Origin of the sequence: Microbacterium sp. 4R-513 (assembly GCF_011046485.1) — a bacterium.
Classification (GTDB): Bacteria; Actinomycetota; Actinomycetes; order Actinomycetales; family Microbacteriaceae; genus Microbacterium.
Window position 1 is genome coordinate 2,450,932 of the sequence record NZ_CP049256.1, and the last position, 23,244, is coordinate 2,474,175.

Sequence of the window (23,244 nt, forward strand, 5' to 3'; positions counted from 1 at the left end):
TCGCGTCAAACGGCCGGTCGCTCAGCCGTACCGGTAGTGGTCCGACGACGTGTTGACCCACGCCGCGAACTGCCGCGCGCGTGACTCGTCCTGCGCGGTGACCGGCGTGAGCCACAGCTGACCGCCGCCCTCGATCGCGAGGAACACCGCCCGGCGGTCCAGCCTCGCGAAGTGGCGGGGCGTCATAGCCCCCTGCGGCGTGAAGAGGGCGCGGCGGCGGACGGCCTCCGAGACCGACGGTCGCTTGGCGAGGTCCGCGACCGTGAGGATGACGGCCGAGAGACCCCCGATCGGCTGGCTGAGATCGCCGAGGTGGATCCAGCGCCCGTCGACGACGACCCCGCCGAAGACGTCCTCATTGCCGCTGAATCGCGTCTGCGTCGTCCACCGGCGGCCGTCCCACCACCGCTGGCGGCCCCGGCCGTCGTCGTACCAGCCCGCTCCGACGGGTGTCGACGCGGGCGGGACGGCATCCTCCCGGATCTGGACGCCGAACGCGTCGAAGTCCGCGTAGTCCTGCGTCCAGCGCGCGCCGTCCCACCAGCGCAGCTTGCCGGTGCCGTCGTCGTACCAACCGGGTTCGGCCGCGGTGCCCATGGTCCCGAGGCTACCGGCGCGCGCCGCGGATCGGGCGAGCATACGTCCGCGCAACATCCCCGCGGCTGGAGTGGTGGTGACCCGAACGAGAGGCCCGCATGACCGCTTCCGCCACTTCCGCCCCGCTCACCCCGGCGTCCCGCCTGTGGACCGCCGTTGCCGCCCTCTCAGCGCTCGGCGTCGTCTCGGCCCTCACGCTTGCGCCGAGGAGCGTCGTCGCTCCCGCTCGCGCGCTCTTCGAGCGGGTGACGGATGCCGCGGCTGCGCCGCTCCTGGACGCACTGCCCTACGCCGACCCTGACCGGGTGCTGAACACCCTGCTCTTCATTCCCCTGGGGGCGACGCTCGCCCTGCTCCTCGGGCGGCGGTCATGGCCTCTGGCGATCGTGGCGGGCTTCGCTCTCTCCGCCGCGGTCGAGTATGCGCAGGCCACCATCCCCGGCCGGGTCCCCGACCCCGATGACGTCGTGTGGAACACCACAGGAGCCGCCGCGGGGGCGGTCGCGGTAGGGATCCTCCTTCTCGGCGCGGCGCTCGCGCGAGGGATCGCTCGGGCGGTCAGACGCTCGGGAGCGTGACGCGCGCGACGAGCCCGCCGCCCTCGCGCGCCGCGAGGTCGAGCGACCCTCCGTGGGCTTCGACGATCGCCGAGACGATGGCCAGGCCGAGGCCCGACCCGCTGATGCCCTCCGACCGGCGCACGCGGCCAGCGCCGCGCACGAACGGCTCCGTGAGCGTGGCCACGACACCGGCGTCCAACGGGATGCCGGTGTTCTCCACCCGGAGTTCCGCGCTGCCGGGGCGCGTCTCGGTCGTGACCCAGACGCTTCCCCCGGCGACGTTGTGCACCACGGCGTTGCGCACCAGGTTCGCCACCAGCCGTTCCAGCAGTGTGCGGTCCCCCGAGACGACGGCGGGAGCGGTGGAGACGTGCAGATGGATGCCGCGGGCAGACGCCGACCCCGCACCCGCGGCGAGCTCATCCGGCCCGGCCGGAGCGGGCGCAGCGACGGCCGACTCCTCGTCGACGACCTCGGTCACGAGCGCGGCGAGGTCGACCCGAGCCCGATCGATCGCGCCGCCGTGGCCCAGGCGGGCGAGCGCCAGAAGCGACTCGGTGATCGCGATCGCGCGGTCGTTCGTCTCGGCGATGCGCTCGAGCAGACCGTCGATGTCGCGTTCGGGGTCGCGCTGGGCGACCTCGACCATCGTGCGGATGATCGCGTGCGGTGTGCGCAGCTCGTGCGAGGCGTTGGCGGCGAAGCGACGCTCCTCATCGATCGTCTGCTGCACGCGGGCGAGCATGGCATCGAAGGTGTCGGCCAGCTCCGTCAGCTCGTCGCGGGGGCCGGGCAGGGCGATCCGCTGGTCGAGCGACCCGTCGCGCACCTGGCGCGCCACCTCGGTGATGCGGTCGAGCGGTCGCAGCACGATGCCGGCGAGCAGCCATCCGCCCACGAGGCCCAGGACGCCCAGGGCGGCGGTCGCCCACAGCGCGTACCGGACGAACACCTCGAGCAGATTCGAGCGGTTGGGCGCCCACCCGCCGCCGTCGACGACCAGGCTTCCGTTGGGCACGAAGCGGAGCAGCAGGAAGCCCACGGCGAACATCGCGATGCCGGCGACGAGCACGAGTCCGGCGTAGCTCAGGGTCAGCTTGATCCGGACCGACAGGCCCTCCGGCCGCACGGTGTCAGTCGTCGGCAGCGTGGGCCGCGGCATCCGTCGCCTCCGTCATGCGATAGCCGACGCCCGGAACCGTCTCGATCACCCAGGGCTCGCCGAGTCGCTTCCGCAGCGTCGAGATCGTGATCCGCACGGCGTTCGTGAACGGATCGGCGTTCTCGTCCCACGCCCTCTCGAGCAGCTCTTCCGCGCTGATGACGCCGCCCCGCGCCGAGAGCAGCACCTCGAGCACGGCGAACTGCTTGCGGGTGAGCGACACGTAGTGTCCGTCGCGGTACACCTCGCGACGGAACGGGTCGAGTCGGATGCCGGCGTACTCGACGACCGGGGGGATGCCGTCCGCCGGGCGGCGGCCGAGCGCTCGCAGCCGGAGCACGAGCTCGCGCAGTGCGAAGGGCTTGGTGAGGTAGTCGTCCGCGCCGCTCTCGAACCCGGTCGCCTTGTCGTCCAGGCGATCGGCGGCGGTCAGCATGAGGATGCGCGGACTCGCAGGAGCGGTGACGGTCTGTCGTGCGACCTCGTCGCCGTTCGGCCCGGGGATGTCGCGATCGAGGACGACGACGTCGTACTGATTGATCGACAGCAGCTCGAGGGCGGTGTCCCCGTCGCCGGCGATGTCGGCGGCGATGGCCTCGAGACGCAGACCGTCGCGGATGGCCTCGGCGAGGTAGAGCTCGTCCTCGACGATCAGCACGCGCATGGGGTCAGCCTAGGGCGCACGGCATATCGCAGACATATGCCCGCTCGCTTACGCTCCCGCAACGGGCGCGCGCGTGGGATGGATGGCATGACCGTTCTGCCCGCGCCCGCCGTTCCGCCGACTCCTCGCCCACGCGGGGGACTTTCGTCGCGATCGGGGCGCTCGCCGCAATAGCCATCGCGGTCGCCTTGTGGGGGATCGTGTTCCTCCAAGCGGGTGCGCTCGCCGCGCCGTACGCACCTCGCGCCGACGACGGCTACCTCGAGCAGCCTGTCTCGTTGGACTCCCCGGACGCGGCGATCGCGAACCTCGATCCCGCCCTCCTCTCCGCGATGAGGGAAGCCGCGGATGCCGCGGCCGCCGACGGCGTGTCTTTCGAGGTCACGAGCGGCTGGCGCACCAGGCAGTACCAGCAGTGGCTGCTCGAGGACGCCGTCGAGAAGTACGGCAGCGAAGAGGTCGCCCTGCAGTGGGTGGCGCCGCCGGACCGCTCGCACCACGTCACGGGAGATGCCGTGGACGTCGGGCCGCTCGACGCGCAGTCGTGGCTCATCGACCACGGCTCGGACTGGGGCCTCTGTCAGATCTACGCGAACGAGCGTTGGCACTTCGAACTCGCCACGGATCCGGGCGGGGTCTGCCCGGCGCTCGTCGAGAACGCGGCGGGCTGATGAGTCTCATCGCCGGGTCGAGCCGGCGGCCCGCCGCGCGGATGGCTCACATCGGGCGGGACTCCGACGGGCCGGATGACGTCGGCTCGTCCGGTGACGGGGCGGGAGTCTCGTCCGGGCTGGGTGCGAGCGGCTCGTCCGGCGACGGCACGGTCGGCTCCGCAGGGTTCGGCGCGAGCGGCTCCGCGGGGTTCGGCACATTCGGCTCGGACGGCGTCGGATCCGTCGGCGGTGACACCGGCTGGCCCGGAACCGCCGGCGTGTCCGGGCCGGACGGTGCGGTCGGCGCCCCGGGCACTTCTCCGGGCACGGGCCCGCCCGGCGTCTGACCGGGATCGCCGGGGAGGGGGACGCCGGGAAGTGTTTCGCTCATCGGATGCTCCAACTCGGTTCCGGCCGGCCATCTGCCGGCCAGCGCTCGTTGCCCCCAGCCTCCGTCGCACGCACCGGCCCGCCAAGGCCTTGACGTCTGCCGTGCCGACGAGTACCCGGCGAGGACTCCGGTGCCGCCGCCCGGATCACGGTGCGCACGACGTCCCGGCGGTATGCGCCGCATGAAGAGACGACGGATGCCGCGATTCCGCGGGCCCGCGGCATCCGTCGTCGTTCAGATCTGTCCGAGCACGTCCCGGACGAAGCCGGCGACGTTGTCGCGGAGCATCTCGATGCGCCGGTCGCGTGCGGCCTCACGGTCGAAACCGAGGTACGCCGACGGAGGCAGCTTGCGGACGTTCCGCGGGCACTCGAAGTCCTCGCAGATCAGGGTGCCGATCGTGTCGCCGCGGCGACCGGCTTCGCCGACCCGCTTCGCCGTGTAGAGGACGACCTCGTTGGGGAGGTGGATGTCGGAGCACCACGAGCACTGCGGCCGTGAGCGGGCGCGCGTCTCGGCCTGGCGAAGGTGCAGGCCGACGAGCTCGCCGTCGAGTTCGACGACGACATAGCCGACCTGCGGGAGCTTGGGGTCTCGCCAGCCCAGGAAGTCGAGACGATCCCAGTCGAGGGCGTCGAAGGCGGCGGGAAGGGTGAGGTTCTTGCGTTCGCTGCGCGAGGCGTTGACGAACGATGCCCGGATCTGGGCGTCGGTGAGGGGACGCATGAGCGTGCTTTCTGTGCGGTCGCCGGAACGGCGACGGATCGTGTGAGGGAACTCGGAGCGCGGGAGCGCTCGAACGAGGGATGCGGGGTCGAGCCTCAGGCTCTCCGCGCCGCCGACGCTGGGCGCGTCGACGACCTCCTCACGCCCGCGGGCCGTACACGATCAGACACGAGGTGCGAGTTTACCCGCCCGCGGCGGTCGGGGCGACCGATGCGACGCGACCTGCGTGACGAACGACAGAGGGATGCCGCGACCCGTGGGCCGCGGCATCCCTCCGTGCTCGGACGAGCGCTCAGCTGAGATCGTTCTGCGCGAGCCAGTCCTTCGCGATGTCGTCGGCCGACCGCTGGTCGCTGGTCGACTCCACGTTGAGGGCGACGAGCCCCTCGGGGGTGAGGGCCGCGCTCACGGCGTTGATGACGTCGGCGATCTGGTCGGCGACATCGGCATTGACGAGCGGCACGACGTGCGACGCCAGGAAGAGACCCTTCGGGTCGTCGAGGGTCACGAGGTCCTTCGTCTTGATGAGCGGGTCGGCGCTGTACACGTTGGCGACCTGGATGTTCCCGGCGACGAGCTCGTCGACCGTCGTGTCGGCCGTCGCCGAGAACTGCACGTCGACGCCGTAGATGTCCTTGAGACCCTTCGGGCCGTACGGGCGCTCCTCCAGCTCGGGCGCGCCGCCCAGCACGAGTCCGGAGATTCCGGCGAGGTCGCCGATCGACGAGACGTTGTTCGCCTTCGCGAACTCGGCCGTCACGTTGTACGAGTCCTGGTCGGTCGCGGGCGACTGGTCGAGGACCGTGAGCCCGTCCGGCAGGGCATCCTTGAGCGCCGCGTAGACGTCATCCGTCGTCGTCGCGGTCGTCTCGGGGTCGTAATACTGCAGGAGGTTGCCGGTGTACTCGGGGAACAGGTCGATCGAGCCGTCTTCGAGCGACGGCATGTAGGCGTCGCGCTGGCCGATGTTGAACTGGCGCTCGACCTCGAAGCCGGCGCCTTCCAGGGCCTGTGCGTAGATCTCGGCGATGATCTCGTTCGAGTAGTACGCCTGCGAGCCGATGACAATGGTGCTGTCGTCGGTCGCGGCGCCGGTGCTGTCGTCGCCGCTCGAGAGCGGGTCGCTCGAGGCGCATCCCGCGAGGGCCAGGGCTGCGATGGCCGTGGCGCCGATCGCGAGCGAGAGTCGTGTGCGTGCTGTGAGCATGTGTGTCTCCGTGTGGGGTGAGGGTCAGGTGGACGGGTCTGGGACGGCTGTCCGCAGCGGCGAGGGCGACGGCGAGGCGACGCGCCCGGGGACGGTGGAGGTGCGGGGCACCGCGACGCGGGCGAACACCGCGAGCAGGCCGTCGAGGACGAGGGCCAGCGCGACCACGAGGATCGACGCACCGAGGATCTGGTCGAAGCGCTTGAGCGGGATCCCCTGCAGGATGAAGAACCCCAGGCCGCCGAGCCCGACATAGGCGGCGATCGTCACCGTGGCCACCACCTGCAGGGTCGCGGAGCGGAGTCCGCCGATGAGGAGCGAGAGCCCGAGGGGCACCTCGATCTTCCAGAGGATCTGCCACTCCGTCATGCCCATTGCGCGGCCGGCGTCGATGACGGAGCGATCGATGGCCTCGAAGCCGCTGTAAGCCCCCGCCAGGATGGACGGGATCGCGAGGAGCACGAAGGCGACGACGGCCGCCTCGGTCTTGAGCGTGACGCCGAAGATCAGCACGAGCAGCACGACGAGCCCGAACGAGGGCAGGGCGCGGGCTGCGCCGGTGACGAAGACCGCCGCCCCGCGGCCGCGGCCCGTGTGTCCGATGAACCATCCGATCGGCACCGCGATGACGGCGGCGATGAGCACGGAGAAGAACGTGAAGGCGAGATGCTGGGCGATCGCCGTGGGCAGCGGAAGCGAGCCGGTCAGCCTCGCCGGCGAGAAGATCCAGGCGAAGGCCTGGGCGAAGAGATTCACACGGCCACCGCCCGTCGCCTCGAGGGCCGGGGGACGACGGTCCGCCGGGCCCAGGGGAGGAGCACGCGTCCGAGGAGCACGAGCAGCGCGTCGACCGCGAGTGCGATGAGAACGACCGCGATGACGCCCGCGAGCACCTCGGCGATGATCCGTCGCTGCGAGCCGTTGGTGAACAGGTATCCGAGGTTCTGGACGCCGATGAGGATGCCGACGGTCGCGAGCGAGATCGTCGAGACGGCTGTGACGCGCAGCCCCGCGAGGACGACCGGGCCCGACAGCGGGAGGTCGACCGTCCAGAAGCGCCGCCACGGGCCGAAGCCGACGGCGTCCGCAGCGCTGCGCGTGACGGGGTCGACGGACGCGAGACCGTCCGCGACGGAGCGTGTCATGAGAGCCACGGCATAGATCGTGAGGGCGATGATGAGGTTCGTCTCGGAGAGGAACGGGACGCCGAGCACGGCCGCGAGCACGGCGAAGAGGGCGAACGAGGGGATCGTGTACAGCAGCCCGACACCGGTGAGCACCGGTCCGCGCAGCTTCGTGAACCGGAACGCGAGCCAGCCGAGCGGCACCGCGAGCACGAACCCGACGACGATCGCGATGATGCTCTGACGCAGGTGATCCACGGTCAGCGCGGCGATGAGATCGAGGTTGTCGACGACCCAGTTCACCGCGGTTCCTCCACCAGCACCCCCTGGGTGCGACCGGATGCGTCCACGAGCACCGGTCCGCGCGCTGTCTCTTTCAGCCGCAGCTCGCGGGCGCCGCGGTCGGCCCCGACGAAGCTCGCGACGAACTCGCTCGCCGGGTTCTCGAGGATCTCGCTGGGAGTGCCCACCTGAGCGATGTGCGCGCCCTTCTCGAGGATCACGACCTGGTCGCCGAGGAGGAAGGCCTCGTCGATGTCGTGCGTCACGAAGACGATCGTCTTGCGCAGCTCGCTCTGCAGGCGACGGATCTCGGTCTGCAGCTCCTTGCGCACGATGGGGTCGACCGCGCCGAAGGGCTCGTCCATGAGCAGGATGTTGGGATCCATCGCGAGAGCGCGGGCGACGCCGACCCGCTGCTGCTGTCCTCCGGACAGCTGGCTCGGGTACCGATCGGCGAGCGAGCGGTCGAGGCCGACGACGTCGAGCAGCTCTGCGGCCCGTTCGCGCGCGGCCTTGCGAGGGACGCCGGTCAGCACGGGAACCGTGGCGACGTTGTCGATGACCGAGAAGTGCGGGAGCAGGCCCGCGTTCTGCAGGACGTAGCCGATCCCGCGCCGCAGAGCCACGGGGCTGCGGGTCATGATCGACTCGCCGTCGATCCTGATGTCGCCGCTCGTCGGTTCGACCAGCCGGTTGATCATGCGAAGGAGCGTCGTCTTCCCGCACCCCGAGGAGCCCACCAGGACTGTCGTCTTGTGGGCGGGGATCGTGAGCGTGAAATCGTCGACGGCCACGGTGCCTTCGTCGAACCGCTTCGTGACGGATCGGAACTCGATCGCCATACAGTCCTTTCGACGGGGTTCCAGCAAACCACGCCTGGGAGCGCGCGGGCCCTTATGAGACGAATCATTGACACGCGAGGTTCGGTGTGTACTTCGGGGCGGCGCCGGGACCGGATTGCCGAAATGGCCCTTGCGGCGTCGGTGTGTCGTTAGCGTGGCTTCGATGAGCGAACTGGAATACGACGTCGTCGTGATCGGTGCGGGTCCCGTGGGAGAGAACCTCGCCGACCGGGCCAGACAGGGTGGGCTCTCGGTCATCGCCGTGGAGAGCGAGCTGGTCGGCGGTGAGTGCTCGTACTGGGCCTGCATGCCGTCCAAGACGCTCCTCCGTGCCGGCTCGGCCCTGAGGGCAGCCCGCGATGTCGGAGGAGCGCGGGAGGCGATCACCGGCGGTGTCGACGTCGCCGCCGTGCTGGCCCGCCGTGATGCGATCGTGCACGAGTGGAACGACTCCTCGCAGGTGAAGTGGCTGCAGGGCGCGGAGATCGACCTGATCCGCGGCCACGGCCGCCTCAGCGGAGAGCGGCGCGTGGTCGTGACGGCCTGCGACGGAGCCGAGACGACGGTCGTCGCCCGGCACGCGGTCGCCGTGTGCACAGGATCGGCTGCGCTCCTCCCCGACATCCCCGGCCTCGCCGAGGCCTCGCCGTGGACGAGCCGCGATGCGACCGGTGTCCAGAACGTCCCCCCGTCGCTCGCCATCCTCGGCGGGGGAGTCGTGGGCAGCGAGATGGCGACACTCTTCACGTCTCTGGGGTCGGCCGTCACGCTGATCGCCCGTTCCGGCCTGCTCGGGTCTCTCGAGCCCTTCGCCGGCGAGGCGGTGACGACGGCCCTCCGCGAAGCCGGTGCCGACGTGCGCACCGGGGTCGAAGTCGTCTCCGTCCGGCGTGAGGATGAAGGCGACGGCGACGTCGTCCTCGAGCTCACCGACGGCTCGGAGGTGCGCGCATCGGAGGTCCTCGTCGCGACCGGCCGAACCCCTCGGACGGGCGAACTCGGTCTGGAGTCGGTGGGACTGGAAGCCGGCGCCTGGCTGGACGTCGACGACACCATGCGGGTGCGCGGACACGACTGGCTCTACGCGGTCGGCGACGTCAATCATCGGGCGCTGCTCACCCACCAGGGCAAGTACCAGGCCCGCGCCGCCGGTGACGTCATCGCCGCGCGGGCACTCGGGCGGGACGTCGACGACCGTCCGTGGGGAAAGCACGTCGCCACGGCGGATCACGCCACAATCCCGCAGGTCGTGTTCACCGACCCGGAGGTGGCGTCCGTCGGCCACACGGAGGCATCGGCGGGACGAGCGGGCATCGAAGTGCGGGTGCTCGACTACGACATGTCCTGGGTGTCGGGCGCGAGCACCTATGCCGACCACTACCGCGGCACCGCCCGCGCCGTCGTCGATGTCGAGCGGGGCGTCCTCGTCGGCGCGACCTTCGTGGGGGCGGACGTCGCCGAGCTGCTGCACTCGGCGACGATCGCGATCGTCGGAGAGGTCCCGATCGATCGGCTCTGGCACGCCGTGCCGTCCTACCCGACTCTCAGTGAGGTGTGGCTGCGCTGGCTCGAGGAATTCGGACGCTGAGAGCAGCGCCCGGGCGCTGAGCACAGCGCACCGGGTCTGAGGATCAGGACGCCGGGTACGCGCGCTCCGTGAGGAGCGTCGCGAGATGCGCCGCGTTCCGGGCGAGCGTCGCCGTCGTGGTGGCCACCTTCTCGGGCGTCGAGGGCAGATCCTTGTAGTCGGTCGTCTGCATCGCCTCGCCGTTCCAGTAGACGCCGCCCTGAGAGGGGATGCTGAACCCGACGTCGTTGAGTCCCTGGAAGAGGTCCGCGATGATCGCGTGAGCGCCGTCCTCGTTCCCGACGACGACGGTCACCGCGACTTTGGTCGCCAGGATCGGCCGGCCCTCATCATCCGTCTCGGACAGATCCGCGTCGAGTCGTTCCAGGACCCGCTGGGCGACGCTCGACATGTGGCCCATCCATGTCGGAGTGGCGAGGACGAGAATGTCGGCCGCCAGGATGCGCTCGCGGATGCGGGGCCACTCGTCGCCGTCGCCCATGTCGTGCTCGACGCCGGGCTTGACGTCGTAGTCCACGACGCGCAGCTGCTCGCCGGTCACGTCGTGCTCGGCCAGGGCGTCGAGGACCTGCTGCGCGAGAAGCTGCGAGCTGGACGCCGCGGGGGAGGGCTTGAGGGTGCAGTTGAGTGCGAGCGCCGTGACCATGGGATGCCTTTCGTCGGGGTGTGCTCGCAGAGTACGGCGGCCGTGCGTCGAGCCCCGGGGGTTGACAGACCGCTCCCGACCCTCGCCGCTCCGGGCGGATCTACGCTGGAGCCATGCGTCACCCGACTCCCGACCCCGTGGCCCCCGGACAGGAATCGGTCTGGGACTACCCGCGGCCTCCCCGTGTCGAACGCGTCGACCGACGCGTCGTCGTCCGGCTGGGCGGCGCCGACATCGTCGACACGACGGACGTCGTGCGCGTGCTCGAGACGAGTCATCCCCCGGTCTACTACCTGCCGCTCTCGGCGTTCGCGCCGGGATCGATCGTGCCCGCCGCGGGAGGGTCGTACTGCGAGTTCAAGGGCAGTGCGCGGTACTTCGACGTGATCGGCGGGGGTGGCGCGACGGCATCCCGGGCCGCGTGGAACTACCCGTCGCCTCAGCCGGGGTTCGAAGCGCTCGCCGACCGTGTCGCTCTGTACGCCGGTCCCATGGACGAGGTGACGGTGGACGGCGAGGTCGTCGTGCCGCAGCCCGGCGGCTTCTACGGCGGATGGATCACCTCGGCGATCGCGGGTCCCTTCAAGGGCGGGCCGGGCTCGTTCGGCTGGTGACCCTCGGAGCGACCGGTCCCAGGACGACGGATGCCGCGACCCGTCGGGGCCGCGGCATCCGTCGTCATGAGTCCGTTACGCCGTGGCGCCGGCCTCGCTCCGCTTGGGCAGCACCCATCCCGCGCGCGGGAAGTGGCAGGTGTAGCCGTTGGGGTACTTGATCAGGTAGTCCTGGTGCTCGGGCTCGGCCTCCCAGAACGGCCCGGCGGGCTCGATCGTGGTGACGGCCTTGCCCGGCCAGAGACCGGACGCGTCGACGTCGGCGATCGTGTCGCGGGCGACCCGCTCCTGCTCGGGCGAGAGCGGGAAGATCGCCGAGCGGTAGCTCGAGCCGATGTCGTTTCCCTGGCGGTTCAGGGTCGACGGGTCGTGGATCTGGAAGAAGAACGCCAGGATGTCGCGGTACGACGTCGCGCTCGGGTCGAACACGATCTCGACGGCCTCAGCGTGGCCGGGGTGGTTGCGGTACGTCGCGTGGTCGTTCCGGCCGCCGGTGTAGCCGACGCGGGTCGAGAGCACGCCGGGCTGGCGGCGGATGAGGTCCTCCATGCCCCAGAAGCAGCCGCCGGCGAGGACCGCCGTCTCGGTGCCGGGGTTCTGGGTGACGGTGCCGGGGTCGCTGGGTCCGCTGGTCATGATGCGTTCTCCGTTTCGGTTGCAGGGCCTGTCGAAGTGGGTGTGTCGAAGAGCGTGCGGTACTCGCCGTAGCCCTGCTCATCGAGCTCGGCGACGGGGATGAACCGCAGCGAGGCCGAGTTCATGCAGTATCTCAGGCCTCCGGCATCCCGTGGGCCGTCGTGGAAGACGTGGCCCAGGTGGCTGTCGGCGCCCGACGAGCGCACCTCGGTGCGCGGGACGATCATCTTCCAGTCCGTCTTCGTCGAGACGGCGTCCCTCTCGATCGGCCGCGTGAAGCTCGGCCATCCGGTGCCACTGTCGTACTTGTCGTTCGACGAGAACAGCGGCTGGCCGGACACGACATCCACGTAGATGCCGTCGTCATGGTTGTTCCAGTACTCGTTGCGGAACGGCGGCTCGGTGCCGTCCTCCTGCGTCACGCGGTACTGGGTGTCGGTGAGGCGACTCAGCGCCTCCGGGGTTCTGCGGTAGTCGTGGTTCCCCACGGTCTCCTCCTTCGTGCGACGTCGCTGGCTGCGGCGTCACTGAAGAGAACGGATGCCCCGGCGGTTTTGGTCCCGCGAAGCTGGGAGCGGGCCGTGAGTTCTCGGCTACTCGCTCCCGGGGTAGTCCCCGACGGGTCGCTTGACCACGGTCAGGAGCACGGCGGCGTCCTCGAGGGCGTCGAGCCGATGGCGCCGGGGCGGAATGGCGATGTGATCGCCGGATGCCCCGTCCCAGGCCTCGTCGTCGGCGACCAGGCGCACCCGGCCGCTGAGGACCTGGAGCGTCGCCTCGCCCGGGCTCTCGTGCTCGCCCAGCTGCTCCCCTCCTCGCAGCGCGATCACCGTCTGGCGCAGGGCATGCTCGTGGTCGCCCGCGATCGTCCGGGCCGCGCGCCCGCTCGTGGCCGAGCGTGCGACGTCGAGCAGCTCGGCGACCAGCGCGGCCAGATTGTCCTCGTCGTACATGGGTCTCCCGTCCCCGTCGGATGGGTGTGGGGTCAGGGTACGCCCGACCCGGTGCCGCCGCTGTCACAGCTCGACGCTGCTGAGCACATCCGTCTCGGCGATCTTCAGCACACCGCCCTCGTCGACGAGTGTGTAGGCCGTCACCTCCTGCACGACGCGCCCGTCGCTGAACGTATAGGTGACGGTCGCCTGCCCTTGCGCCGGTCCGGATGCGGTGACATCGGCGACGGACACGGCCGTCACACCGGACCAGAACGCCTCGTAGCCGCCCCGGCCGCCGGCGTGGTTCTCCTGGTAGTCGGCCGTCATGAGCGGCCAGGCCGTATCGCGCTGTGCCGGCATGAGCGCGTAGTACCCGGTGATCGAGTCGACCACGCGCTCCTCCGGCGTCTGCGGCGGGGGCGCGGCGGGCTGCGTGGGCGTGGCCTCGACGGTGGACGCGCTCGGTGCGGGCGCGGGCGACTCCGGCTCGGGCGTCTCGGTCGCCGACGTCGCCGAGGACGGCGTCGCGGCCGCGGACCGCGTCGGCTCGGCGTCGCCGACGCCGTTCTGACGCAGCGGATCCGTCAGGACCCATGCCCCGACGCCGAGGGCGATGAGAAGGATCAGGATGCCGAGCCCCACGCCGAGTCGCCGTCGGCGTCGACGGGTCGTCGGAGCCGGTTCGGGGGTCGCGGCAGCCGGCGGAAGGTCCGCTGCACGGACCTCGGGGGCGACCGCGGCGGCCCTCCCGAGCGGCTCCGTCGCGGCGGTGGGGGCCTCGTACCGCGTCGGCTGATCGACGCGCAGCGTCTCGGCGGTCGGCTCCGGCGCCACCGCGGTGGGGGCGGTGCGCGGCGTGAAGACGATCGTGGCGGGCGTGGCCGGGCCGCCGACTCGGGGATCGGCCGGCGTCTGCTCCTCGGCGGCGGGCGAGGTCGCATCCTCCGGTGGGACGTCCGTCGAGGCATCCTCGATGGGCTGCGCCGAGGCATCCTCGAGGGGCTCCGGCGCGGAATCCTCGATCCGCTCCAGCGAGGCATCCTCGATGCGCTCCGTCGTCCAGTCCTCGGGAAGCGGGGCGGTCGACGCAAGGACGACGGCGGGGATCTCGACCGCACCCTGCTGCATGCCGTTCAGCGACTCGACGACGGCGGTCATGCTGGGCCGTCGCTTCGGCTGGGTCGCGAGCATCTGCCGCAGGAGCGGGGTCAGCGGGCCGGCATGCTTCGGCGCCGGGTAGCCGCCACGAGCGACCTTGTGCAGGAGGGCGATCGCGTTGTTCTCCGAGCCGAACGGCGGTTCTCCCTCGGTCATCGCGTACAGGGTGGATCCGAGCGAGAAGACATCGGAGGCGAAGCTCATCGGCAGCCCTCGCGCGGCTTCGGGGGCGAGGTACGCGGGCGTGCCGTGGATCAGGCCGGTCGCCGTGATCGTGGTGTCGCCGAGAGCATGCGATATGCCGAAGTCGCTGATCATCGCCGAGCCGTCGGCGCCGATGAGGATGTTGCCGGGCTTGACGTCGCGATGCACGATCCTCAGCTTGTGCGCCGCGGCGAGGGCGGAGGCCACCTGCGCGCCGATCCGCGCCGTCTCGGCGGGGGTGAAGGTGCCGTGCTCGCGCAGCAGGACCGACAGCGGGGTCGATTCGATGAGCTGCATCACGATGCAGGGCTGGCCCTCATGCTCCACGACGTCGAAGACCGTGACGGCATGCGGATGGTGGAGACCCGCCGTGATCCGCGCCTCCCGCAGCGCGCGGTCCGTCGCCGTCTGACGCTCCTGGTCGGTCAGCTCCGGCTGGGTGCGCAGCATCTTCAGCGCCACGGTGCGGTGGAGTCGCTCGTCCCACGCCTCCCAGACGACTCCCATTCCGCCCGCGCCTAGGAGCCTGACCAGCCGGTAGCGGTCAGCGACGAGGGCGGGTGGAGTGCTCATTCGGGGGGTACCGCTCCTTCACGTTCTCACGATGCTCCCGTGCCCCGCGGACCGGCATGAGGGGGTTGCAACGCGTGCGCGCGTGTGGAAGGGAGCCGTTCGAGCGCCCTCCGGCGCCCGCGCCGGGCGAGAATCGGGGGATGGCTGCAGCATCCGCTCCCCCCCGGACCCGGCGAGGGGCTCATCTTGGGCTGGAATCCCGGGCTGTGGGACGAGTGGCCCGGCGGATACGCGGCCGTCGTGCGCAGCGTCGCGGGCGGGACTCCCTTCGTTATGCAATGGTCGGTCGGCGCTCGCCGCGAGGCGGAGCCGGGGACGGATGCCTGGCTGCTGAGGCAGGGCGGTTCCCACGGCATCATCGGCCACGGCGTCGTGCTGACACGGCCGTACGAAGACGTCCATTTCACGGATCCGCGGCGCACGGCGATGTTCGTGGAGGTCTCCTTCGACTCGATGGTCGTGGAGGACGACCGGCTTCCGCGCGACGTGCTGGAGGTCGTCGTGCCGGAAGTGGCGTGGCGCTTCCAGTTCCGCTCGGGCAATCGCGTCGGGCGGGAGCCGAACGAACGTCTCCACGACCTGTGGCGTCAGGTCACGAGCGGCGACTGATCACCGCAGATCCGCTGCGACCTCGAGGATGTGAGGGAGAGCCCGCTCGATCATGTCCATCGTCGCCGTGAGCGAGATGCGGAAGTGGTGCGGCTGGTCGAAGAGCTTTCCCGGCATGAGGTGCACCCCTCGCTGGGCGAGCGCGTCGCAGAAGGCGTGTCCGTCGCCTCCGGGTGCGCGCCCCCAGAGATAGAAGGTCCCCTCCGGGCGGGTGACCTCGAAGCCCGCGCCGCTGAGGGCGCCGTAGAGCCGATCGCGCTTGCGTGTCAGCTCGGCCAGGTCGAGCGAGACCGTCTCGAGGGCGGGTACGGCGTACTGCATGATCGCGTCCGGGAAGCCCCAGCCGATCGCGAGCCCGATCGGCATGAGGGCCGCCTGCAGCTCGGCGCGCTCGGCTGCCGGCAGCATCGGCGAGAGCGCGAGGTATCCGAGGCGCTGTCCCGGCGCGAGCATGACCTTCGCATAGCTGTAGTCGATCACCGTGGACGCGTAAGAGCCCGCCGGACTCGCGAACTCGATCCCGTCGAAGCGGATCCGTCGATACGGTTCGTCCGACAGCAGCCAGATCCGGCGGCCGTTCGCCTGCGATGCCCCTTCGAGCACGTCGGCCAGAGCATCCCACGCGGCCTTCGGGTACACCCGGCCCGTCGGATTGGCGGGCGAGTTGACCACGACCATGCGCGTTCGCGGCGTGAGAACCCGGGCGATGGCCTCGACATCCAGTTCGAAGCTCCCGTCGGCGAGCGGTGCACGGACCGGGACGAGATTCGCGGCGTGAAGCATCGGCTCGTAGCAGAACCACCCCGGGACGGGGATGACGACCTCGTCGCCTGCGTCCGCGAGAAGCGCGAAAGCGAGCGAGATCGCGCCGAACGCGCCCTGCGTCATCGCGATGTCCTCCGGCTCGAAGGCGAGGCCCAGCTCCGCGCGCAGCCCCGCCGCGACCGCCTCCTGGGCCTCCCGCTCGCTCGTCTTGTACGCGAACCAGTCCACCGACCGGGGCTCGATCTGCGTGCGGATCGCCGCCGAGAGCCCCGGCAGCGGGAACTCGTGCGGATTCCCGAAAGTGAAGTCCAAGGCATCCGGATCGTCCGTCAGCGCCTGCACGCGCGCGAGGAAGTTCGTCACGATGTCGACCGACGCTTTGGCCTCGGTCGCGCGCGTGGACATCACCATGGCAATCACCCTCGTCCCCAAACACGATGGCAAGCGATGCGGTCAGGATCCCAGCGGCGAGGGCGGCCGTCAATGGCATCGGTGGTGGCGTCCGCGAACCGGGGGTGGTCCGCCGGCCCGGCGATCGCACGGCGCGAGCGGAAGGGGGACGGATGCCGAAGCATCCGTCCCCCTTCGAGGTCTGGCGAGAAGACGAGATCTCGCGAGAAGGCTCAGTACCAGCCGGTCGACTGGGAGTGGCTCCACGCGCCGCACGGAGTGCCGTAGCGGCCCTGGACGTACCCGAGACCCCACAGCACCTGAGTCGCGGCGTTGGTCTGCCAGTCGGCCCCGGCCGAGCCCATCTTGCTGCCCGGGAGCGCCTGCGGGATGCCGTAGGCGCCGCTGCCGCGGTTGTAGGCCTGGTAGTTCCAGCCCGACTCCTTGTTCCAGAGCGCCACGAGGCAGCCGAACTGGTCGTCGCCCCAGCCGCGGCTCGCGAACTGCGAGTGCGCGAAGGCCTGCGCGCCGGCCGGGCTGTTGTCGCCGTTGCCGTTGCCAGAGGGGATCGGGGCGGTGGGGTACGACCCGGAGCGCGACGACGAGCCCGACGAGGTGCTCTTCGGTGCCGCGGCGGCCGCCGCGGCCTTCGCCTCGGCTTCGGCCTTGGCCTTGGCCTCCGCCTCCTGGCGCGCCTTCTCCTCGGCCTGGCGCTGGGCCTCGGCCGCGATAGCGGCGTCGAGGCTGCCGCGAAGGCTCGCGACCTCGTTGTTCGTCGCCGTGACCAGATCGGTCACGTTGTCGGTGACGTCGGGGAGCAGCGCATCGGGGAGGTGGTCGATCCCCGTCTCGAGCCGGTCGGCCGCCTGCTCCAGATCGGCGGTCTCGACCGTGGTGTCTGCGACGCCGACGTTGAGACCCGACGCCGCGATGTCGGAGGTGATCGCCTGCGCTGCGGTGACGGCAGCAGCGGCGGCGGTCACGGCCTCCTGCGCGGTGCTTGTCGCCTCATCGGCGCCCGAGACGGTCGTCTTCGCGGCGGTCGGCGCCTGCTCCGTGTAAGAAGCGGGCACGAAGGCGACCGCGGATCCGGATGCCTCGGCATAGGACACGGGAACGGCGCCCGCGAATCCGACCATCGTGATCACGCCGGCCGCGATCCCGGTTGCGACGATCGCGGGGCGCCGGCGAGCCCGGCGTTCGGTCAGTCGGCGAGTACGGCGGGCAGGGGCAGAGGACGTCTTCGAGCGCATGAATTCGGGTTTCGTGTCGGGAGTCCGCGCCGGCGTTTCGACGCATCGCGGCCGCTCTTGCGGACACAAAACCCTGATCCTGCACGCGTTTTCTGAGCGTTATCTGAGCGTTACCTGCACAGACCGTCCTCGGACCCTGTTTCGAGGGCGCCTCCGGGCGGCGGATGCACCCGTCTCCGGCGCCCGCGAAAGCACGGATGCCCCGGCCCCCGCGAGCTGCATCTGCACGCTGCGCGGGGCCGAGGCATCCGTCGTCTGAGGGCGCTCCGTCAGCGCGCGGGCGTGCGGTTCTCGGCGCTCACCATCCAGGCGAACTGCTCCAGCGCCTCGAGGATCGCGTGCAGGATGTCGGCCGACGTGGGGTCTTCCTCGTCGACGTCGTCGTGCACCTCGCGGCACGTGCCGATGGCTGCTTCGAGACGCTCGGTGACGAGGTCGATCACCTCGGCCGTGTCGATCTCGCCCTGAGGGAACTCGGGGAGCGTCGTGGTCTCGGCGACCGTGTCGCTGCGGCCGTCGGGAAGGGCGTGCAGGGCTCGCATGCGCTCGGCGACGGTGTCGCTGAACGTGCGGGCGGCCTCGATGATCTCGTCCAGCTGGCGATGCGTGTCGCGGAAGTTCTTGCCGACGACGTTCCAGTGCGCCTGCTTGCCCTGGCTCGCGAGCTCGATGAGATCGACGAGCACACGCTGGAGGTTGTCGCTCAGGGCTTCCGAGGCCCGGAAGCCGCTCTCGGCGTTCTGCTCGTTCGTCAGCATCGCTCCGCTCTTCGCGGGGCGGCGGCGGTTCTTCGCCGCGGCGCCGCCGGACGACGAGGTCGAGCTCTTCTTTGTCGCGGTCTCACCCATCTGTTCGCCTTTCTGCCTGATGTCCGTGGGGTTCCTTCGACGCTAGGACGAGTCGCCGTCCCGTGCCCCGGGATTGTGGCCCGACGGTGAGCGTGGTACGCGAGACGGGGGAGCGGATGCCGAGCCCGCCGTCGTGTCCCACATCCGGCGTAGCCTGAGCGGGTGCGTCCCGAACCCTCCTCGCCGAGCGCCCGGGCCGAGCTCAGCGCCCTCGCCGACGCTGCCGCAGCCGGAGACGAGCGCGGCTCGCGCTGGGTCGCGAGCCTGCCGCAGACGGCCGATGCCCGCCCCGCCGCCGTGCTGATCCTCTTCGGCGTGCTCGACGGACTGCCGAGCGATCACGATGCGCAGGCTCGCGCCGTGTCGCGCGATCTCGACCTGCTGCTCCTCGCCCGCGCGACCACGCTGCGGTCGCATCCCGGTCAGGTGGCCTTCCCGGGCGGCCGGATCGACCCGGGGGACGACGGTCCGGTGGGGGCGGCACTCCGCGAGGCGCAGGAGGAGACGGGGCTCGACCCGGCCGGCGTCGACGTGCTCGGCACACTCGAGGACGTGCCGCTCGTCTATTCGCAGCACCTCGTGACGCCCGTGCTCGGGTGGTGGAGGCATCCGTCGCCCGTCCGCGTCGTCGACGAGGCCGAGTCGGCCTCGGTCTTCCGTGCGCCCGTCGCCGATCTGCTCTCGCCGGCCAACCGCGGGGTGACCGTGATCCGGCGCGACGGGCAGGAGTGGCGCGGTCCGGGCTTCCTGGTCGAGCAGGAGGGCCGCGAGCATCTCGTCTGGGGATTCACGGGGATGCTGCTCGACGGCCTGTTCGACCGGCTGGGGTGGACCGAGCCCTGGGACGAACGGCACGAGCTGCCGCTCGTCCTGCCGGACTGAGCCGGGCGCCCGTCAGCCGAGCGCCCGGATGCGCTCGAGGAGCGGCTCGGCCGCTTCGGCGAGGAAGCGGTCCTGCTGCTCGTCGCCGATCTGCACGAGCGCGATATCGGTGAAGCCCGCGTCGACGAAGGGGCGCACGCTCTCGGCGAGCTCGTCGAGATCCGGCCCGCACGCGATCTGATCGGCGACGTCCTCGGGCCGGACGAACTGACTGGCCGCAGCGAACCCTGCCGGCGTCGGAAGCTCGCTGTTGACCGCCCACCCGCCGGCGAACCACCGGAACTGGTCGTGCGCGCGCTTCACCGCGGCATCCCGATCCGGATCCCAGCAGATCGGGATCTGCCCGATCTTGCGCGACTCGCCTTCATGCTCTGCCGACCACTTCTCAACGAGCTCGGCATCGGGCTCGACGGCGATCATGTGATCGGCGAGCGGGGCGAACGCGGCGATCGACTCGTCGCCCGAGACGGCGACCCCGATCTCGACGGGCGAGTCGGGCGCATCCCAGATGCGCGCGGAGTCCACGCGGAAGTATTCGCCGTCGTAGGTCACGAGGTCGCCGCTGTGCAGCTCGCGGATGATCTCGATCGCCTCGACGAGCTTGGACTGTCGGGTGTCGACGCTCGGCCAGCCCTCGCCCACGACGTGCTCGTTGAGGCTCTCGCCCGACCCGACGCCGAGCACGAACCGGCCCTCGCTGAGGATCTGGAGGGTCGCGGCCTTCTGGGCGACGACCGCCGGGTGGTACCGCGTGGTCGGGCACGTGACGTAGGTCATGAGCTCGACGCGCGAGGTCGCGTGGGCCACGGCGCCGAGCACCGTCCACGCGTAGGGCGAATGGCCCTGGCTCATGAGCCAGGGCGAGTAGTGGTCGCTCGACACCTCGAAGTCGAAGCCCGCGTCCTCCGCCGCCTGTGCGTAGCGGATGAGTTCGCGGGGTCCGCTCTGCTCTCCCATGAGGGTGTATCCGAATCGCGGCATCGTTCCTCCTTCGAGGCGCCAGCCGTCCGTGGCGGGCGCGGTCAGGGGCACGATACGGCGACCACCCCGGTCGTCTGCAGGGTGTGTTCGAGACCGCCCGGCGCGTGTAGGCTCTCACCCCCGGAGTCCGCACGGCCGGGGGGTTCGTGCGGACTCCGGCTTCGCCTGCCGGTCGCTCACTACCCTCCGGTGCGTCCGCGGGTCGCGTGCACCGTGAGGCTGGCCGGCCCCACCTGCTCCGACGAGACCAGCTCGAGCTCGGTGGGCACGGAGAACAGGCGACGTCCATCGCCCGTCGCCGTGGGGAACGTCAGCAGACGATATTCGTCGATCAGGTCGTCGTGACGGAGCGCCTCGATGACGGAGCCGCTGCCGATCGCGACGACGTCCCGCCTCTGGACGGCCGCTCGCACCCAGTCGCTCAACGGTCCCGTCACGGCTCTCGAGTGCGACCACAGGGCGGGGTCGATGTCGCGCGAGGTGACGACCGCCTTGTCGGCGTCGTTCATCGCTCGCGAGAAGTCGTCGGTCCGAGTGGGCCACAGCGTGCGGAAGTGGTCCCACGTGCGCCGACCGAAGAGCAGCACTCCGGTCTGGAGCATGTCGCCCAATCGGAACTTGTCTCCCGCGACGCCCTGCGGCCCGAACCTCATGGCCCAGCCGCCGAACGTCGTGCCATCGCTGCCGTCCGGGTCTTCGACCACACCGTCCAGTGTGATGAACTGCACGACGACGAGTCGTCCCATCCTGTCCTCCTTCTGAAGCGAGGCCGGGAGCGGCCTCACCAGGACATACGAACGGGATGCCGCGAACTCATCGCTCCGGCACGAACTCCGTCTCGAACAGGGCGAAGAGCCTCGGGTCCTGATAGACGAGGACGTGTGCGATGGCCCCCGATCCGTCCGCCTCGAACAGCTGCACCGTGTGCGGTTCCCGGCCGCCGGGCTTCACGCGATAGAGGAGGAAACCCGGCTGCCCGTTGGCCGAGATCGGGGCCGTCCACCATTCGGTCCCGCGCCACTCGAAGAGGTGCGCCATGAACGCGGCATACGGCTCCCGGCCACGTGACCAGTCGGGCACGGGCGGCATCTCGAAGATCACGTCGTCGGCCACCAGCGCGGCGAGGGCGTCGACGTCCGCGCGTTCGATCGCCCGGGCGTAGCCCTCCACCGCCGCGGGCGCGAGTGCCTGAGGTCGCTGCGCCTTCGCGGCGACCGCGGCTCGCGCTCGCTGCAGCGCGGAGTTCGCCGATGCCACCGAGGTGTCCAGCGCCTCCGCCGTCTCCACCGCGGACAGGCCGATGACATCGCGCAGGACGAATGCGCCGCGCTGCAGCGGCGAGAGCGACTGGAGCATCGCCGTCACCGCGAGTCGCACGTCGTCACGGCGCTCGGCGTCCTGCCCGGGGTCGGAGCCGAGCGCCCACCCCGACGGGGCCGGCATGAGCCACGGGACGTCCAGCGACGGCACGAGCGGGGCGCCCGCCTCGAGCCCCGGCGCCCTCAGGTCTCTCGGAAGCGGCCGGCGGGGGCGTTCGCGGAGGCGGTCGAAGCAGATGTTCCGGGCGACGCGGAACGCCCACGTCGCGAGAGAGGCGAGTGCGGGATCGAACGAGTCGCGGGACCGCCAGATCCGCTCCATCGTGTCCTGCACGGCATCCTCCGCCTCGAACGGCGACCCGAGCATCTGGTAGCAGAAGGCCAGAAGCCGACGACGAAGATCGACGAGTTCCGCCTCACCGGTCTCGTCGATCCCCGTCACGCCGCTGATCCTATGCGCGAGCGGTCACCGCAGCTCCGCGAAGAACGCGCGGATCTCGTCGGCCAGCACGTCGGGCACCTCCAGCGCGGCGAAGTGGCCGCCCTGCGGGAAGCGGCTCCAGTGCACGATGTTGTCGTTGTCCCGCTCGGCGAAGACGCGGATGGTCTGGAAGTCGTCGGCGAAGACGGCGACGCCTGTCGGTGCGTGGTTCACGGTCGGCTCGCTCCCGAACTGCGCGTTCTCCCAGTAGGCGCGGCTCATCCCGGCAGCGGAGTTGGTGAACCAGGCGACGCTCACCGCGGTCAGGACGGCGTCGAGCGGCACGAGCGACGTCCCGTTGCCGAACGATTCGAACAGCTCGCTGTAGGCGAGGAGGCCGACGGGGGAGTCGCTCAGCCCGGCGGCGACGGTCTGCGGGCGTGACGCGTTCATCGTGTTGTACCCGCCCACCTTCTGGAACCACCGCATGTGCTCGAGTCCGGCGTAGTCGGCCGGCTCGAGGCGCTCGAACTCGGCGGGGTCACCCGACGGGAAAGAGAAGAGCTGCAGGACGTGCAGGCCGAGGAACCCCTCCGGGTCCAGGATGCCGAGCTCTCGCGCGACCATCGCCCCGTTGTCCGAGCCGTGCACGCCGTAGCGCTCGTACCCGAGCCGGCGCATGAGCGCGTCGTACGCGCGGGCGACGCGCGCGGTCGTCCACCCCGTCTCGCGCACGGGGTTCGAGAACCCGAAGCCCGGGGCATCCGGGATCACGAGGTCGAAGGCGTCCTCGGCCCGCCCGCCGTAAGCGACCGGGTCGATGAGACGGTCGATGACGTCGAGGTAGTCGACGGACGAACCCGGATAGGTGTGCGCGAGGAGGAGAGGCGTGGCGCCCCCGTGCGGCGAGACGACGTGGATGAAGTGGATCGGCTGTCCGTCGACCTCGGTCATGAAGTGGGGCACCGCGTTGATCCGCGCCTCGATGGCGCGCCAGTCGAGCTGCTTCCAGCGCTCGACGGCGTTCCGCAGGTAGTGGTTGGGCGTCCCGGTGGCCCAGTCGTCCGCCGGTGCCGGCTGGGGGAGCCGTGTGCGCCCGAGGCGCGCGGAGAGGTCGTCGATATCGGTCTGTGCGACCTCGACGCGGAAGGGACGGATCTCGGACTGTGCGGTGGTGGTGTTCATGTCGTCGACGGTACGGTCGATACAGGAAG

General features: G+C 70.7%; 27 protein-coding genes. 7 read left to right on the forward strand and 20 right to left on the reverse strand.

Translation table 11 applies throughout. From position 1 onward, the window contains the following. Window positions 1-21: 21 nt before the first annotated feature. Window positions 22-597 carry a DUF2510 domain-containing protein gene (locus tag G5T42_RS17725; protein WP_241245780.1) on the reverse strand — a complete coding sequence of 192 codons (576 nt, stop codon included), beginning with the start codon at window positions 595-597 and terminating at the stop codon, window positions 22-24. A gap of 98 nt (window positions 598-695) precedes the next feature. Here G5T42_RS17725 and G5T42_RS10740 point away from each other — a divergent pair, with 98 nt between their 5' ends. Continuing rightward, window positions 696-1,175, forward strand: a complete 480-nt coding sequence (locus G5T42_RS10740; RefSeq protein WP_165128419.1) for a VanZ family protein — start codon at window positions 696-698, stop codon at window positions 1,173-1,175. Here the strand turns inward: G5T42_RS10740 and G5T42_RS10745 are convergent. Next, entirely contained in the window at window positions 1,156-2,319 is a 1,164-nt protein-coding gene (locus tag G5T42_RS10745) for a HAMP domain-containing sensor histidine kinase (protein ID WP_165128420.1), read from the reverse strand. The two genes, G5T42_RS10740 and G5T42_RS10745, sit on opposite strands and share 20 nt — an antisense overlap. Continuing rightward, window positions 2,291-2,983 (reverse strand): response regulator transcription factor, encoded by a 693-nt coding sequence (locus tag G5T42_RS10750; protein ID WP_165128421.1) that lies wholly within the window; start codon window positions 2,981-2,983, stop codon window positions 2,291-2,293. Before G5T42_RS10750 ends, G5T42_RS10745 begins: the two co-directional genes overlap by 29 nt. 200 nt (window positions 2,984-3,183) lie before the next feature. Here G5T42_RS10750 and G5T42_RS10755 point away from each other — a divergent pair, with 200 nt between their 5' ends. Together G5T42_RS10755 and G5T42_RS10760 are read left to right on the forward strand one after the other, a co-directional pair. After that, on the forward strand, window positions 3,184-3,654 hold the full coding sequence (locus G5T42_RS10755; RefSeq protein WP_241245781.1) for a M15 family metallopeptidase: 471 nt from the start codon (window positions 3,184-3,186) through the stop codon (window positions 3,652-3,654). Beyond that, window positions 3,654-3,983: a hypothetical protein gene (locus tag G5T42_RS10760; protein WP_165128422.1), complete on the forward strand. Its 330-nt coding sequence runs from the start codon at window positions 3,654-3,656 to the stop codon at window positions 3,981-3,983. Before G5T42_RS10755 ends, G5T42_RS10760 begins: the two co-directional genes overlap by 1 nt. A gap of 278 nt (window positions 3,984-4,261) precedes the next feature. Here G5T42_RS10760 and G5T42_RS10765 read toward each other — a convergent pair whose 3' ends face one another. From G5T42_RS10765 to G5T42_RS10785, 5 genes are all read right to left on the reverse strand, one after another. After that, window positions 4,262-4,753: an FBP domain-containing protein gene (locus tag G5T42_RS10765; protein WP_165128423.1), complete on the reverse strand. Its 492-nt coding sequence runs from the start codon at window positions 4,751-4,753 to the stop codon at window positions 4,262-4,264. 292 nt (window positions 4,754-5,045) lie between these two features. Further along, window positions 5,046-5,960 (reverse strand): ABC transporter substrate-binding protein, encoded by a 915-nt coding sequence (locus tag G5T42_RS10770; RefSeq protein ID WP_165128424.1) that lies wholly within the window; start codon window positions 5,958-5,960, stop codon window positions 5,046-5,048. A gap of 24 nt (window positions 5,961-5,984) precedes the next feature. Further along, window positions 5,985-6,716, reverse strand: coding sequence for an ABC transporter permease (locus tag G5T42_RS10775; protein ID WP_165128425.1), 732 nt, complete (start codon window positions 6,714-6,716; stop codon window positions 5,985-5,987). Then, a complete protein-coding gene (locus tag G5T42_RS10780) occupies window positions 6,713-7,387 on the reverse strand; it encodes an ABC transporter permease (RefSeq protein WP_165128426.1) in 675 nt (224 codons plus the stop codon). Before G5T42_RS10780 ends, G5T42_RS10775 begins: the two co-directional genes overlap by 4 nt. Continuing rightward, window positions 7,384-8,208 (reverse strand): ATP-binding cassette domain-containing protein, encoded by an 825-nt coding sequence (locus G5T42_RS10785; protein ID WP_165128427.1) that lies wholly within the window; start codon window positions 8,206-8,208, stop codon window positions 7,384-7,386. The genes G5T42_RS10780 and G5T42_RS10785 overlap by 4 nt, the downstream gene beginning before the upstream one ends. Window positions 8,209-8,371: 163 nt before the next feature. Here G5T42_RS10785 and G5T42_RS10790 point away from each other — a divergent pair, with 163 nt between their 5' ends. Further along, on the forward strand, window positions 8,372-9,796 hold the full coding sequence (locus G5T42_RS10790; protein ID WP_165128428.1) for an NAD(P)/FAD-dependent oxidoreductase: 1,425 nt from the start codon (window positions 8,372-8,374) through the stop codon (window positions 9,794-9,796). Between the two features lie 43 nt (window positions 9,797-9,839). On the opposite strand, the gene G5T42_RS10795 is transcribed toward G5T42_RS10790, so the two are convergent. Further along, window positions 9,840-10,442 (reverse strand): NAD(P)H-dependent oxidoreductase, encoded by a 603-nt coding sequence (locus G5T42_RS10795; protein WP_165128429.1) that lies wholly within the window; start codon window positions 10,440-10,442, stop codon window positions 9,840-9,842. A gap of 113 nt (window positions 10,443-10,555) precedes the next feature. On the opposite strand from G5T42_RS10795, the gene G5T42_RS10800 reads away from it, so the two are divergent. After that, a complete protein-coding gene (locus G5T42_RS10800) occupies window positions 10,556-11,056 on the forward strand; it encodes a DUF427 domain-containing protein (RefSeq protein ID WP_165128430.1) in 501 nt (166 codons plus the stop codon). A gap of 75 nt (window positions 11,057-11,131) precedes the next feature. Here the strand turns inward: G5T42_RS10800 and msrA are convergent, their stop codons facing one another. The 4 genes from msrA to G5T42_RS10820 all read right to left on the reverse strand — a co-directional run bounded on the left by msrA (window position 11,132) and on the right by G5T42_RS10820 (window position 14,562). After that, window positions 11,132-11,692, reverse strand: a complete 561-nt coding sequence (msrA, locus tag G5T42_RS10805; protein ID WP_165128431.1) for a peptide-methionine (S)-S-oxide reductase MsrA — start codon at window positions 11,690-11,692, stop codon at window positions 11,132-11,134. Next, complete coding sequence (msrB, locus tag G5T42_RS10810) at window positions 11,689-12,180, reverse strand: peptide-methionine (R)-S-oxide reductase MsrB (protein ID WP_165128432.1); 492 nt, start codon at window positions 12,178-12,180, stop codon at window positions 11,689-11,691. Before msrB ends, msrA begins: the two co-directional genes overlap by 4 nt. Before the next feature lie 105 nt (window positions 12,181-12,285). After that, window positions 12,286-12,645 carry a cupin domain-containing protein gene (locus G5T42_RS10815; protein ID WP_165128433.1) on the reverse strand — a complete coding sequence of 120 codons (360 nt, stop codon included), beginning with the start codon at window positions 12,643-12,645 and terminating at the stop codon, window positions 12,286-12,288. Window positions 12,646-12,708: 63 nt separating this feature from the next. Next, a complete protein-coding gene (locus G5T42_RS10820; RefSeq protein ID WP_165128434.1) occupies window positions 12,709-14,562 on the reverse strand; it encodes a serine/threonine-protein kinase in 1,854 nt (617 codons plus the stop codon). A 186-nt stretch (window positions 14,563-14,748) separates the two neighbouring features. On the opposite strand from G5T42_RS10820, the gene G5T42_RS10825 reads away from it, so the two are divergent. After that, window positions 14,749-15,171, forward strand: coding sequence for a hypothetical protein (locus G5T42_RS10825; RefSeq protein WP_165128435.1), 423 nt, complete (start codon window positions 14,749-14,751; stop codon window positions 15,169-15,171). Here the strand turns inward: G5T42_RS10825 and G5T42_RS10830 are convergent, their stop codons facing one another. The 3 genes from G5T42_RS10830 to G5T42_RS10840 all read right to left on the reverse strand — a co-directional run bounded on the left by G5T42_RS10830 (window position 15,172) and on the right by G5T42_RS10840 (window position 18,427). Then, on the reverse strand, window positions 15,172-16,347 hold the full coding sequence (locus G5T42_RS10830; protein ID WP_165128437.1) for an aminotransferase class I/II-fold pyridoxal phosphate-dependent enzyme: 1,176 nt from the start codon (window positions 16,345-16,347) through the stop codon (window positions 15,172-15,174). It abuts the gene before it with no gap. Window positions 16,348-16,559: 212 nt separating this feature from the next. Then, window positions 16,560-17,465 (reverse strand): lytic transglycosylase domain-containing protein, encoded by a 906-nt coding sequence (locus G5T42_RS10835; protein WP_241246066.1) that lies wholly within the window; start codon window positions 17,463-17,465, stop codon window positions 16,560-16,562. Window positions 17,466-17,848: 383 nt separating this feature from the next. After that, the gene (locus tag G5T42_RS10840) at window positions 17,849-18,427 is read right to left on the reverse strand and encodes a DNA starvation/stationary phase protection protein (protein ID WP_165128441.1); all 579 of its coding nucleotides are present in this window, start codon (window positions 18,425-18,427) and stop codon (window positions 17,849-17,851) included. A gap of 162 nt (window positions 18,428-18,589) precedes the next feature. Between G5T42_RS10840 and G5T42_RS10845 the strand changes: the two genes are divergently transcribed. Beyond that, the gene (locus tag G5T42_RS10845; protein WP_165128443.1) at window positions 18,590-19,309 is read left to right on the forward strand and encodes a CoA pyrophosphatase; all 720 of its coding nucleotides are present in this window, start codon (window positions 18,590-18,592) and stop codon (window positions 19,307-19,309) included. Window positions 19,310-19,321: 12 nt separating this feature from the next. On the opposite strand, the gene G5T42_RS10850 is transcribed toward G5T42_RS10845, so the two are convergent. The 4 genes from G5T42_RS10850 to G5T42_RS10865 all read right to left on the reverse strand — a co-directional run bounded on the left by G5T42_RS10850 (window position 19,322) and on the right by G5T42_RS10865 (window position 23,215). Further along, window positions 19,322-20,290, reverse strand: coding sequence for an LLM class F420-dependent oxidoreductase (locus tag G5T42_RS10850; protein WP_165128445.1), 969 nt, complete (start codon window positions 20,288-20,290; stop codon window positions 19,322-19,324). A 179-nt stretch (window positions 20,291-20,469) separates the two neighbouring features. Next, complete coding sequence (locus G5T42_RS10855) at window positions 20,470-21,036, reverse strand: dihydrofolate reductase family protein (RefSeq protein WP_165128447.1); 567 nt, start codon at window positions 21,034-21,036, stop codon at window positions 20,470-20,472. Window positions 21,037-21,103: 67 nt separating this feature from the next. Beyond that, window positions 21,104-22,051 (reverse strand): RNA polymerase subunit sigma-70, encoded by a 948-nt coding sequence (locus G5T42_RS10860; protein ID WP_241245782.1) that lies wholly within the window; start codon window positions 22,049-22,051, stop codon window positions 21,104-21,106. 24 nt (window positions 22,052-22,075) lie between these two features. Further along, window positions 22,076-23,215, reverse strand: a complete 1,140-nt coding sequence (locus G5T42_RS10865; protein WP_165128449.1) for an epoxide hydrolase family protein — start codon at window positions 23,213-23,215, stop codon at window positions 22,076-22,078. Window positions 23,216-23,244 lie beyond the last annotated feature (29 nt).

What these genes read in the sequence shown, in the direction of transcription:
- G5T42_RS10765 (WP_165128423.1), bottom strand. Translation starts at nt 4,753, where the DNA reads ATGCGTCCCCTCACCGACGCCCAGATCCGGGCATCGTTCGTCAACGCC.
- G5T42_RS10865 (WP_165128449.1), bottom strand. Translation starts at nt 23,215, where the DNA reads ATGAACACCACCACCGCACAGTCCGAGATCCGTCCCTTCCGCGTCGAG.
- G5T42_RS10855 (WP_165128447.1), bottom strand. Translation starts at nt 21,036, where the DNA reads ATGGGACGACTCGTCGTCGTGCAGTTCATCACACTGGACGGTGTGGTC.
- G5T42_RS10850 (WP_165128445.1), bottom strand. Translation starts at nt 20,290, where the DNA reads ATGCCGCGATTCGGATACACCCTCATGGGAGAGCAGAGCGGACCCCGC.
- G5T42_RS10835 (WP_241246066.1), bottom strand. Translation starts at nt 17,465, where the DNA reads ATGGTCGGATTCGCGGGCGCCGTTCCCGTGTCCTATGCCGAGGCATCC.
- G5T42_RS10795 (WP_165128429.1), bottom strand. Translation starts at nt 10,442, where the DNA reads ATGGTCACGGCGCTCGCACTCAACTGCACCCTCAAGCCCTCCCCCGCG.
- G5T42_RS10745 (WP_165128420.1), bottom strand. Translation starts at nt 2,319, where the DNA reads ATGCCGCGGCCCACGCTGCCGACGACTGACACCGTGCGGCCGGAGGGC.
- G5T42_RS10750 (WP_165128421.1), bottom strand. Translation starts at nt 2,983, where the DNA reads ATGCGCGTGCTGATCGTCGAGGACGAGCTCTACCTCGCCGAGGCCATC.
- G5T42_RS10840 (WP_165128441.1), bottom strand. Translation starts at nt 18,427, where the DNA reads ATGGGTGAGACCGCGACAAAGAAGAGCTCGACCTCGTCGTCCGGCGGC.
- G5T42_RS10800 (WP_165128430.1), top strand. Translation starts at nt 10,556, where the DNA reads ATGCGTCACCCGACTCCCGACCCCGTGGCCCCCGGACAGGAATCGGTC.
- G5T42_RS10760 (WP_165128422.1), top strand. Translation starts at nt 3,654, where the DNA reads ATGAGTCTCATCGCCGGGTCGAGCCGGCGGCCCGCCGCGCGGATGGCT.
- G5T42_RS10815 (WP_165128433.1), bottom strand. Translation starts at nt 12,645, where the DNA reads ATGTACGACGAGGACAATCTGGCCGCGCTGGTCGCCGAGCTGCTCGAC.
- G5T42_RS17725 (WP_241245780.1), bottom strand. Translation starts at nt 597, where the DNA reads ATGGGCACCGCGGCCGAACCCGGTTGGTACGACGACGGCACCGGCAAG.
- msrA (WP_165128431.1), bottom strand. Translation starts at nt 11,692, where the DNA reads ATGACCAGCGGACCCAGCGACCCCGGCACCGTCACCCAGAACCCCGGC.
- G5T42_RS10770 (WP_165128424.1), bottom strand. Translation starts at nt 5,960, where the DNA reads ATGCTCACAGCACGCACACGACTCTCGCTCGCGATCGGCGCCACGGCC.
- G5T42_RS10820 (WP_165128434.1), bottom strand. Translation starts at nt 14,562, where the DNA reads ATGAGCACTCCACCCGCCCTCGTCGCTGACCGCTACCGGCTGGTCAGG.
- G5T42_RS10785 (WP_165128427.1), bottom strand. Translation starts at nt 8,208, where the DNA reads ATGGCGATCGAGTTCCGATCCGTCACGAAGCGGTTCGACGAAGGCACC.
- G5T42_RS10830 (WP_165128437.1), bottom strand. Translation starts at nt 16,347, where the DNA reads ATGGTGATGTCCACGCGCGCGACCGAGGCCAAAGCGTCGGTCGACATC.
- G5T42_RS10790 (WP_165128428.1), top strand. Translation starts at nt 8,372, where the DNA reads ATGAGCGAACTGGAATACGACGTCGTCGTGATCGGTGCGGGTCCCGTG.
- G5T42_RS10740 (WP_165128419.1), top strand. Translation starts at nt 696, where the DNA reads ATGACCGCTTCCGCCACTTCCGCCCCGCTCACCCCGGCGTCCCGCCTG.